Raw genomic sequence first — 10,124 nt, 5'->3', positions numbered from 1 at the left:
CCCTGACACCCAGGGGTGGCCCGGGAGCGGCGGGGTGTGCGCGGCATAGACTTCCGTGGTCCCCCGCAGCAGAACCGTAGGAGCACAGCGATGTCCGAGACCAGCCCCACCGCCTCCCGCCGCACGGTGCTCTGCGGGGCCGCGGCCCTGGCGGCCGGCGGCGCCGTGGCGGTCACCGGATGCGGCTCCTCCGCCGGTGACAAGGGCGCCCTCAAGGGCCCGGTCGACCTCGGCCCGGCCTCGGCCGTGCCGGAGGGCGGCGGCAAGGTCTACCGCGAGCAGAAGATCGTGGTCACCCAGCCCGCCGCCGGCCAGTACAAGGCGTTCAACGCCCGCTGCACCCACGCCGGATGCCTGGTGGACCAGGTGAAGAACGACCAGATCCAGTGCCCCTGCCACGGCAGCCGGTTCTCCGCCGCGGACGGCGCCGTGCAGGACGGCCCGGCCTCCGCCCCGCTGCCCGCCTACACCGTCACGGTCGAGGCCGGCAACCTCAAGGTGACCCCGAGCTGACACAGTTGACCCCCTCCCGACCACTGCGGTCCCACCAGACGATCTCCGCCCCGCGGCCCCGTCCCCACTCGGTACGGTGGACCCATGGCTGACCCGAGCACCTACCGCCCCGCGCCCGGTGCGATCCCGACCTCCCCCGGCGTCTACAAGTTCCGCGACGCCCTCGGCCGGGTCATCTACGTCGGCAAGGCCAAGAGCCTGCGCCCGCGCCTGTCCTCCTACTTCCAGGACCTGGCGGGCCTGCACCCGCGCACCGCGACCATGGTCACCACCGCCGCGTCGGTGGAGTGGACCGTGGTCGGCACCGAGGTCGAGGCGCTCCAGCTGGAGTACTCCTGGATCAAGGAGTTCGACCCGCGGTTCAACGTCAAGTACCGCGACGACAAGAGCTATCCGGAACTCGCCGTCACCCTGGACGAGGAGTACCCGAGGGTCCAGGTGATGCGCGGGGCGCACAAGAAGGGCGTGCGCTACTTCGGCCCGTACGGGCACGCCTGGGCGATCCGCGAGACGGTCGACCTGCTGCTGCGCGTCTTCCCCGTCCGCACCTGCTCCAACGGCGTCTTCAAGCGCGCCCGCCAGGTCGGCCGGCCCTGCCTGCTCGGCTACATCGGCAAGTGCGCCGCGCCCTGCGTCGGCAAGGTCTCGGCGGACGAACACCGCGCGCTGGCCGAGGACTTCTGCGACTTCATGGCCGGGCGCACCGGCAACTACCTGCGCCGGCTGGAAGAGCAGATGCAGGAGGCCGCCGCCGATCTGGAGTACGAGAAGGCGGCCCGGCTGCGGGACGACATCGGCGCCCTCAAGCGCGCGATGGAGAAGAACGCCATCGTGCTCGCCGACGCCACCGACGCCGACCTGCTCGCCGTCGCCGAGGACGAGCTCGAAGCCGCCGTGCAGATCTTCCACGTCCGTGGCGGCCGGGTGCGCGGCCAGCGCGGCTGGGTCACCGACAAGGTCGAGGACGTCGACACCGCCGGCCTGGTCGAGCACGCCCTCCAGCAGCTCTACGGCGGTGGCGAGTCCGTCCCGCGCGAGGTCCTCGTCCCCGCCCTGCCCGACCCGGCCGAGCCGGCCCGCGAGTGGCTGAGCGGCCTGCGCGGCAGCCAGGTCGACCTGCGCGTCCCTCAGCGCGGCGACAAGAAGGACCTGATGGCCACCGTGCAGCGCAACGCCCAACAGGCGCTCGCCCTGCACAAGACCAAGCGCGCCTCCGACCTCACCACCCGCAGCCGCGCCCTCCAGGAGATCGCCGACGCGCTGGAGCTGGACTCCGTCCCGCTGCGCATCGAGTGCTACGACATCTCCCACCTCCAGGGCGAGGACGTGGTCGCCTCCATGGTCGTCTTCGAGGACGGCCTGGCCCGCAAGAGCGAGTACCGGCGCTTCCAGATCAAGGGCTTCGAGGGCCAGGACGACGTCCGCTCGATGCACGAGGTGATCAGCCGGCGCTTCCGCCGCTACCTCCAGGAACGCGAGCGGACCGGCGAGTGGGCCGTCCCCGAGGAGGACGAGCCCGCGACCGGCTCCCGGGACGAGGAGGGCCGCCCCAAGCGGTTCGCCTACCCGCCCCAACTGCTGGTCGTCGACGGCGGCCGGCCGCAGGTCGCCGCCGCCAGGCGCGCCCTGGACGAGCTCGGCATCGACGATGTCGCGCTGTGCGGCCTGGCCAAGCGCCTGGAGGAGGTCTGGCTGCCCGGCGAGGACGACCCGGTCGTGCTGCCGCGCTCCAGCGAGGGCCTCTACCTGCTCCAGCGGGTGCGCGACGAGGCCCACCGCTTCGCGATCAGCTATCAGCGCAACAAGCGTTCCAAGCGACTCACCGCAGGGGAACTGGACTCCGTCCCGGGCCTCGGAGAGACTCGCCGCCGGGCGCTGCTCAAGCACTTCGGCTCGCTGAAGAAGCTGCGGGCCGCCACCGTGGACGAGCTCTGCGAGGTACCCGGCATCGGACGCCGCACCGCGCAGACTGTTGCGGAGGCGTTGTCGTCCCGTACACCCGTCGCACCCGCGGTCAACACCGCGACCGGCGAGATCATCGAGGACGGGGCCGAGCAGGCCGCCGAGCCGGTGGCCGCAGCACCCCAGACCGCACCATCCCAGGAGACGCCATGACGGCCGACGCCGCCTGTCAGCCGGTGTGCCCCGGCCCCGCCCGCCTGCCCGGGCCGGGGAAGGGCGGCCGTGCCGTACGCGTTCTCCCCAGCAGAAAGACCGAGAGCGGGGAACCGAAGTGACCGTGTCAGACGTGGCCGAGAACGCGCCGGAGCTGGTGATCATCTCCGGCATGTCCGGAGCCGGCCGCTCCACCGCCGCCAAGTGCCTGGAGGACCTCGGCTGGTTCGTGGTGGACAACCTCCCGCCGGCCCTGATCCCGACCATGGTCGACCTGGGCGCCCGGTCCCAGGGCAACGTCGCCCGGATCGGCGTCGTCGTGGACGTCCGCGGGCGGCAGTTCTTCGACGACCTGCTCACCTCGCTGGACGAGCTGGAGAAGCGCGGCGTCCGGCTGCGGGTCGTCTTCCTGGACTCCTCCGACGAGGCGCTGGTGCGCCGCTTCGAGAGCGTCCGCCGCCCGCACCCCCTCCAGGCCGACGGCCGGATCGTGGACGGCATCGCCCGCGAGCGCGACCTGCTGCGCGACCTGCGCGGCGAGGCCGACCTGGTGATCGACACCTCCAACCTCAACGTGCACCAGCTGCGCGCCAAGCTGGACGCCCAGTTCGCCGACCACGACGAGCCCGAGCTGCGCGCCACCGTGATGTCCTTCGGCTTCAAGTACGGCCTGCCGGTCGACGCCGACCTCGTGGTGGACTGCCGATTCCTGCCCAACCCGCACTGGGTGCCCGAACTGCGGGCCCGCACCGGCACCGACGCGGACGTCGCCGACTACGTGTTCCAGCAGCCCGGAGCCAACGAGTTCCTGGACGGCTACGCCCAGCTGCTGCGCATCGTGACCGAGGGGTACCGCCGCGAGGGGAAGCGCTACATGACGCTTGCCGTAGGCTGCACCGGTGGCAAGCACCGCAGCGTCGCCATGTCCGAGCGTCTGACCAAGCGTCTCATCGCCGACGGAGTCGAGACGGTGCTGGTCCACCGTGACATGGGACGGGAGTAACCGCCGCCTCCCTGCCGGGCCCGTCGGCGGAGCGGTCGGCGGGCCGAGGAACGCGAGGTGATGTGTGGCGGGATACGTGCCCGGGCGGCAGCCGCAGAGCAGGACCGGTGACCGGGCGGGCAGCCCGGCCCGGGCCACGGCGCCGAGCCGTCCGCGCAGCAGTCCCGCCCGCGCCAATCCGGCTCCCAGGATCACCGCGCTCGGCGGCGGACAGGGCCTGTCCGCCTCGCTGTCCGCGCTGCGCCGGCTCACCAGCGACCTCACCGCCGTGGTCACCGTCGCCGACGACGGCGGCTCCAGCGGCCGGCTGCGCGAGGAGCTCGGCGTGCTGCCCCCCGGCGACCTGCGCAAGGCGCTGGCCGCGCTGTGCGGGGACGACGACTGGGGCCGCACCTGGTCCGAGGTGATCCAGCAGCGCTTCACCGGCAACGGCGAACTCGGCGGCCACGCGGTCGGCAACCTGCTGATCGTCGCGCTCTGGGAGAAGCTGGGCGACCCGGTGGCCGCGCTGGAGTGGGTCGGCCGGCTGCTCAACGTCCAGGGCCGGGTGCTGCCGATGTCGGCGGTGCCGCTGGACATCGAGGCGAGCGTCCGCGGCCACGACCCGCGCCACCCCGCCGAGGTGACCGCCGTCCGCGGCCAGGCCGACGTCGCGGTGACCCCCGGCACCGTCCAGTCGATCCGGCTGCTGCCGGACGGGCCGCCCGCGGTCCCGGAGGCCGTCACCGCGGTGCGCGAGGCGGACTGGGTGGTGCTCGGCCCGGGCTCCTGGTTCACCAGCGTGCTGCCGCACCTGCTGGTGCCCGAGCTGGCCAAGGCGCTCACCGAGACCCGCGCCCGCCGCCTGCTCACCCTGAACCTGGCCCCCCAGCCCGGGGAGACCGAGGGCTTCACCCCGCAGCGCCACCTGGAGGTCATCGCCGACCACGCTCCGGACCTCGCGGTGGATGCGATCCTGGTGGACGAGCGCGCCGTCACCGGCGGGGCCTTCGGCCAGGCCGACCTGGACGGTCTGGAGAAGGCCGCCGAACGGATGGGCGCCGCTCTGGTGCTCGGCTCGGTGGCCCGCACCGACGGGACGCCGCGACACGACCCCGAGCTGTTGGCGGCAGCGTACGACCGGATTTTCCGGACACATGGAAGGATCGGGCCATGGCGATGACTCCAGCGGTGAAGGACGAGATCAGCCGGCTCCCGGTCACCCGGGCCTGCTGTCGCAAGGCGGAGGTGTCGGCGATCCTGCGGTTCGCGGGCGGGCTGCACATCGTGAGCGGCCGCATCGTGATCGAGGCGGAGCTGGACACCGGAGCGGCGGCACGGCGGCTGCGCAAGGACCTGCTGGAGATCTTCGGCCACTCCTCGGACCTCGTGGTGATGGCCCCCGGCGGACTGCGCCGCGGCAGCCGCTTCGTGGTCCGGGTGGTCAAGGACGGCGAGCTGCTGGCGCGCCAGACCGGGCTGGTGGACGGCCGCGGCCGCCCGATCCGGGGGCTTCCCCCGGCGGTCGTCTCCGGTGCCACCTGCGACGCCGAGGCGGCCTGGCGCGGGGCCTTCCTGGCGCACGGCTCGCTCACCGAGCCGGGCCGCTCCTCCTCGCTGGAGATCACCTGCCCCGGCTCCGAGGCCGCGCTCGCCCTGGTCGGTGCCGCCCGTCGGCTCGGCATCCCGGCCAAGGCCCGCGAGGTGCGCGGCGTGGACCGGGTGGTCATCCGCGACGGCGACGCGATCGGCGCGCTGCTGACCAGGCTCGGCGCCCACGAGTCGGTGCTGGCCTGGGAGGAGCGCCGGATGCGGCGCGAGGTCCGCGCCACCGCCAACCGGCTGGCCAACTTCGACGACGCCAACCTGCGCCGCTCGGCCCGCGCCGCGGTGGCGGCCGGCGCTCGGGTGGCCCGCGCGCTGGAGATCCTCGGTGACGAGGTGCCCGAGCACCTCGCCGCGGCCGGCCAGCTGCGGATGCAGCACAAGCAGGCCTCGCTGGAGGAACTGGGCGCGCTCGCCGACCCGCCGCTGACCAAGGACGCGGTGGCCGGCCGGATCCGCCGCCTGCTGGCGATGGCCGACAAGCGCGCCTCCGAGCTCGGCCTGCCGAGCACCGAGGCCAGCATCACCGACGAGATGGCGATGAACTGAGGTTCGCGATCACACCGCGTGACGGCGAGACGGCCGGCACCCCGATCCGGGGCGCCGGCCGTCGGCGTTCGCGAGCCCGCTCGCGGGCGGTCTCCGGGGCGTCCCGCCGAACGTCCGTCCGGGCCCGCGACACTCCCGAATTGGTAGAGACCATTGGCCCAGGACCAACTGCCCGGCGGCCCAAGGCCGGACGGCCCGGAACGGGGTTTCGGCCTCGCCACGCCCAGTCTCACCAGGCGGCGCGATGTGCCGTCCCAGGCCCCGGAGGGGTAGGGTCATAGGCGGTCGGGGACTTCCCAAATCTCACCCCCGCCGGGGCTGCGCCCCCGGCGTACCTAACGAGGAGATCGGTTCGTGACGATCCGGGTAGGCATCAACGGCTTCGGCCGCATCGGCCGCAACTTCTTCCGCGCGGTCAAGGCCCAGGGCGCGGACATCGAGGTCGTGGGTGTCAACGACCTCACCGACACGAAGACCCTGGCTCACCTGCTCAAGTACGACACCACCCTGGGTACCTTCCCGGGCGAGGTCTCGCACACCGAGGACAGCATCACCGTCGACGGCCACACCTTCAAGGTGACCGCCGAGCGTGACCCCGCGAACCTTCCGTGGGCCGAGCTGGGCGCCGACATCGTCGTCGAGTCCACCGGCATCTTCACCAAGGCCGAGGCCGCGAAGAAGCACCTCGCCGCCGGCGCGAAGAAGGTCATCATCTCGGCGCCCGCCACCGACGAGGACGTCACCGTCGTCCTGGGTGTCAACGACGAGAAGTACGACGCCGCCAACCACCACATCATCTCCAACGCCTCCTGCACCACGAACTGCGTGGCGCCGATGGCGAAGGTGCTGAACGAGAGCTTCGGCATCGTCAAGGGTCTGATGACCACCGTCCACGCGTTCACCAACGACCAGGTGACCCTGGACTTCCCGCACAAGGACCTGCGCCGTGCCCGTGCGGCCTCGCAGAACATCATCCCGACCTCGACCGGTGCCGCCAAGGCGACCGCCCTGGTCCTGCCGGAGCTGAAGGGCAAGCTGGACGGCACCTCGCTGCGCGTCCCGGTCCCGACCGGTTCCATCACGGACCTGGTCGTCACCCTGGAGCGCGAGGTCACCAAGGACGAGGTCAACGCGGCCTTCCAGAAGGCCGCTCAGGAGGGCTCGCTCAAGGGCATCCTGGCCTACACCGAGGACCCGATCGTCTCCTCGGACATCGTCAACGACCCGCACTCCTGCATCTTCGACTCGCAGCTCACCATGGTCCAGGGCAACCAGGTCAAGGTGCTCGGCTGGTACGACAACGAGTGGGGCTACTCGAACCGCGTCGTCGACCTGGTCACCCTCGTCGGCGGGCAGCTCTGACCTTGCGGGAGCTGACGTGATGTAGGGGCGAGGGCCCGGACGGCTTACGGTGCCGACCGGGCCCTCGTTCCGCGCTCAAGGACTTCTCAGGCGGCCCCTGCGCCGTGCCGCCTCACTGCGCATCAACCATCTCCCCAGGAGAAACCGAATCCCCGTGAAGACCATCGAAGAGCTCATCGAAGCCGGTGTCGAAGGCAAGCGCGTCTTCGTGCGAGCCGACCTGAACGTGCCGCTGGACGGCGCCACGATCACCGACGACGGCCGCATCCGCGCCGTCGCGCCGACCATCGCCAAGCTGGCCGCGGCCGGCGCGAAGGTCGTCGTCGCCTCGCACCTCGGCCGGCCCAAGGGCGCGCCGGACCCGCAGTTCTCGCTCGCCCCGGTGGCGAAGCGCCTCGGCGAGATCCTCGGCAAGGACGTCGCCTTCGCCACCGACACCGTCGGTGAGAGCGCCGGGGCCACCGTGGCCGCGCTGGCGGGCGGCGAGGTCGCGCTGCTGGAGAACCTGCGCTTCAACGCGGGCGAGACCAGCAAGGACGACGCCGAGCGCAAGGCCTTCGCCGAGCAGCTGGCCGCCCTGGCCGACCTGTACGTGGGCGACGGCTTCGGAGCCGTGCACCGCAAGCACGCCTCGGTGTTCGACCTGCCGGCCCTGCTGCCGCACGCCGCCGGCGACCTGATCGCCACCGAGGTCGGCGTGCTGAAGAAGCTCACCGAGGACGTCGCCCGCCCGTACGTGGTGGTGCTCGGCGGCGCCAAGGTCTCCGACAAGCTGGGTGTCATCGACAACCTGCTGGAGAAGGCCGACCGGATCCTGATCGGCGGCGGCATGGCGTACACCTTCCTCAAGGCCAAGGGCCACGAGGTCGGCATCTCGCTGCTCCAGGCGGACCAGATCCCGACCGTCCTGGAGTACCTGGCCCGGGCCGAGGCCCGCGGCGTCGAGTTCGTGCTGCCGGTCGACGTCCTGGTCTCCGCCGAGTTCCCGGACCTCAAGACCAAGGCCCCGGCGAACCCCGACACCGTCGCGGCGGACGCCATCCCGGCCGACCAGGAGGGCCTGGACATCGGCCCGAAGACCCGCGAGCTGTACGCGGAGAAGCTGGCCGACGCCGGCACGGTGTTCTGGAACGGCCCGATGGGCGTCTTCGAGCACCCGGACTACGCGGGCGGCACCAAGGCCGTCGCGCAGGCCCTTCTCGACAGCAACGCGTTCACCGTGGTCGGTGGCGGCGACTCCGCCGCGGCCGTCCGCATCCTGGGCTTCGACGAGAACGCCTTCGGACACATCTCGACCGGCGGCGGCGCCAGCCTCGAGTACCTGGAGGGCAAGACCCTCCCCGGTCTCGCCGCTCTGGAGGACTGAAACACATGACCGACCGTCTCCCGCTGATGGCGGGCAACTGGAAGATGAACCTCAACCACCTTGAGGCCATCCAGCACACCCAGAAGCTGGCGTTCGCGCTGGCCGACAAGGACTACGCGGCCGTCGAGGTCGCCGTCCTGGTGCCGTTCACCGACCTGCGCTCGGTGCAGACCCTGGTCTTCGGCGACAAGCTGAAGATCAAGTACGGCTCGCAGGACATCTCGCAGCACGACGGCGGGGCCTACACCGGCGAGGTCTCCGGGCCGATGCTGGCCAAGCTCCAGTGCACCTACGCGGTGATCGGCCACTCCGAGCGCCGCCAGTACCACGGCGAGAACGAGGAGATCGTCAACGCCAAGGTGAAGGCCGCCTACCGCGCCGGGATCACCCCGATCCTGTGCGTCGGCGAGCCGCTGGAGATCCGCAAGGCCGGCACCCACGTCGAGCACACCCTGGCCCAGCTGGACGGCGGCCTGGCCGACGTCCCGGCCGACCAGGCCGAGTCGATCGTGGTCGCGTACGAGCCGGTCTGGGCGATCGGCACCGGCGAGGTGGCCACCCCGGAGGACGCGCAGGAGGTCTGCGCCGCGATCCGCGCCCGGATCGCCGAGCTGTACGACGCCGAGCTGGCCGGCAAGGTCCGGGTGCTGTACGGCGGCTCGGTGAAGTCGTCGAGCGCGGCCGGCCTGATGGCCAAGCCCGACATCGACGGCGGCCTGGTCGGCGGTGCCTCGCTGGACGCCGAGGAGTTCGTCAAGATCGTGCGCTACCGTGAGCAGGCAGTAGGCTAACGCCGCCGCAGCAACGTAGGCTTTGGGGCCGGACCGCCTGACGCGGCCCGGCCCCTTCGCCGAAGATACGAGAGAGTTGGTCCCGTCGTGGTTCTCGGGTTCTCGATTGCCCTGATCATCTTCAGTCTGCTGATGATCCTTCTGGTGCTGCTGCACAAGGGGAAGGGCGGCGGCCTGTCCGACATGTTCGGCGGTGGCGCGATGTCCACCGGCGGCGGCTCGGCGGTGGCCGAGCGCAACCTCGACCGCATCACCATCGTGGTCGGCCTGGGGTGGTTCGCGTCCATCATCGTCCTGGGCCTCGTGCTGAAGTACCAGAGCTGACGTATCCCTGACGCCCCGTCGCCCGAGCGCCTATCCTGGGGCGGTCGGGTGCGGAGGCGATGGTGGCGGATGCTTAACTCCTGCTTACACTAGGACGACTTTCGCCACCGACGCGCACCGCGGCGGGTCGGCGCACCAGTACGCAGGGAGTCAGACCGTGGCAAGTGGCAATGCCATCCGTGGCAGCAGGGTCGGGGCAGGCCCGATGGGCGAGGCGGAGCGCGGCGAGTCCGCCCCGCGCAACCGGATCTCCTTCTGGTGCGCGAACAAGCACGAGACCCGTCCCAGCTTCGCCGCCGAAGCGGCGATCCCGGAGACCTGGGACTGCCCGCGCTGCGGCTTCCCGGCGGGGCAGGACCAGCACAACCCGCCGGCCCCCTCGCGCAACGAGCCGTACAAGACCCACCTCGCGTACGTGCGCGAGCGTCGCACCGACGCCGACGGCGAGGCGATCCTCGCCGAGGCGCTGGCGAAGCTGCGCGGCGAGATCTGAGGTCCCCCCACACACCACGAAGGG

General features: G+C 71.7%; 10 protein-coding genes. All 10 read left to right on the top strand.

Going from position 1 to position 10,124, the window contains the following annotated elements; genetic code table 11:
• The first annotated feature begins 90 nt into the window (after positions 1-90).
• The 10 genes from ACFRMQ_RS31465 (at position 91) to ACFRMQ_RS31420 (ending at position 10,100) form a co-directional block, all read left to right on the top strand.
• On the top strand, positions 91-513 hold the full coding sequence (locus ACFRMQ_RS31465) for a Rieske (2Fe-2S) protein (RefSeq protein ID WP_380734116.1): 423 nt from the start codon (positions 91-93) through the stop codon (positions 511-513).
• An 84-nt stretch (positions 514-597) separates the two neighbouring features.
• A complete protein-coding gene (gene uvrC / locus ACFRMQ_RS31460) occupies positions 598-2,628 on the top strand; it encodes an excinuclease ABC subunit UvrC (protein WP_380734115.1) in 2,031 nt (676 codons plus the stop codon).
• Positions 2,629-2,746: 118 nt separating this feature from the next.
• Entirely contained in the window at positions 2,747-3,631 is an 885-nt protein-coding gene (gene rapZ, locus ACFRMQ_RS31455; RefSeq protein WP_307806500.1) for an RNase adapter RapZ, read from the top strand.
• 64 nt (positions 3,632-3,695) lie between these two features.
• Positions 3,696-4,793, top strand: a complete 1,098-nt coding sequence (yvcK, locus tag ACFRMQ_RS31450; protein WP_380734114.1) for a uridine diphosphate-N-acetylglucosamine-binding protein YvcK — start codon at positions 3,696-3,698, stop codon at positions 4,791-4,793.
• Positions 4,784-5,764, top strand: a complete 981-nt coding sequence (gene whiA / locus ACFRMQ_RS31445; RefSeq protein WP_316527119.1) for a DNA-binding protein WhiA — start codon at positions 4,784-4,786, stop codon at positions 5,762-5,764. Before yvcK ends, whiA begins: the two co-directional genes overlap by 10 nt.
• 354 nt (positions 5,765-6,118) lie before the next feature.
• Positions 6,119-7,126 (top strand): type I glyceraldehyde-3-phosphate dehydrogenase, encoded by a 1,008-nt coding sequence (gene gap / locus ACFRMQ_RS31440; protein WP_380700375.1) that lies wholly within the window; start codon positions 6,119-6,121, stop codon positions 7,124-7,126.
• 154 nt (positions 7,127-7,280) lie between these two features.
• Positions 7,281-8,492 carry a phosphoglycerate kinase gene (locus tag ACFRMQ_RS31435; RefSeq protein WP_380734113.1) on the top strand — a complete coding sequence of 404 codons (1,212 nt, stop codon included), beginning with the start codon at positions 7,281-7,283 and terminating at the stop codon, positions 8,490-8,492.
• A 5-nt stretch (positions 8,493-8,497) separates the two neighbouring features.
• The gene (gene tpiA / locus ACFRMQ_RS31430) at positions 8,498-9,283 is read left to right on the top strand and encodes a triose-phosphate isomerase (RefSeq protein ID WP_380734112.1); all 786 of its coding nucleotides are present in this window, start codon (positions 8,498-8,500) and stop codon (positions 9,281-9,283) included.
• A gap of 87 nt (positions 9,284-9,370) precedes the next feature.
• Positions 9,371-9,607, top strand: coding sequence for a preprotein translocase subunit SecG (gene secG / locus ACFRMQ_RS31425; RefSeq protein WP_350521388.1), 237 nt, complete (start codon positions 9,371-9,373; stop codon positions 9,605-9,607).
• A 205-nt stretch (positions 9,608-9,812) separates the two neighbouring features.
• The gene (locus tag ACFRMQ_RS31420; RefSeq protein ID WP_223245297.1) at positions 9,813-10,100 is read left to right on the top strand and encodes an RNA polymerase-binding protein RbpA; all 288 of its coding nucleotides are present in this window, start codon (positions 9,813-9,815) and stop codon (positions 10,098-10,100) included.
• Positions 10,101-10,124 lie beyond the last annotated feature (24 nt).

Source organism: Kitasatospora sp. NPDC056783 (genome assembly GCF_042789895.1).
Classification (GTDB): domain Bacteria; phylum Actinomycetota; class Actinomycetes; order Streptomycetales; family Streptomycetaceae; genus Kitasatospora.
The sequence above is the reverse complement of the archived record's forward strand: the minus strand, read 5'-3'. Positions and strand labels throughout refer to the sequence as shown.

Bases quoted from the DNA above. Each gene is read 5' to 3' on its own strand.
- tpiA (WP_380734112.1), top strand. From the start codon at position 8,498: ATGACCGACCGTCTCCCGCTGATGGCGGGCAACTGGAAGATGAACCTC.
- whiA (WP_316527119.1), top strand. From the start codon at position 4,784: ATGGCGATGACTCCAGCGGTGAAGGACGAGATCAGCCGGCTCCCGGTC.
- uvrC (WP_380734115.1), top strand. From the start codon at position 598: ATGGCTGACCCGAGCACCTACCGCCCCGCGCCCGGTGCGATCCCGACC.
- ACFRMQ_RS31420 (WP_223245297.1), top strand. From the start codon at position 9,813: ATGGGCGAGGCGGAGCGCGGCGAGTCCGCCCCGCGCAACCGGATCTCC.
- ACFRMQ_RS31465 (WP_380734116.1), top strand. From the start codon at position 91: ATGTCCGAGACCAGCCCCACCGCCTCCCGCCGCACGGTGCTCTGCGGG.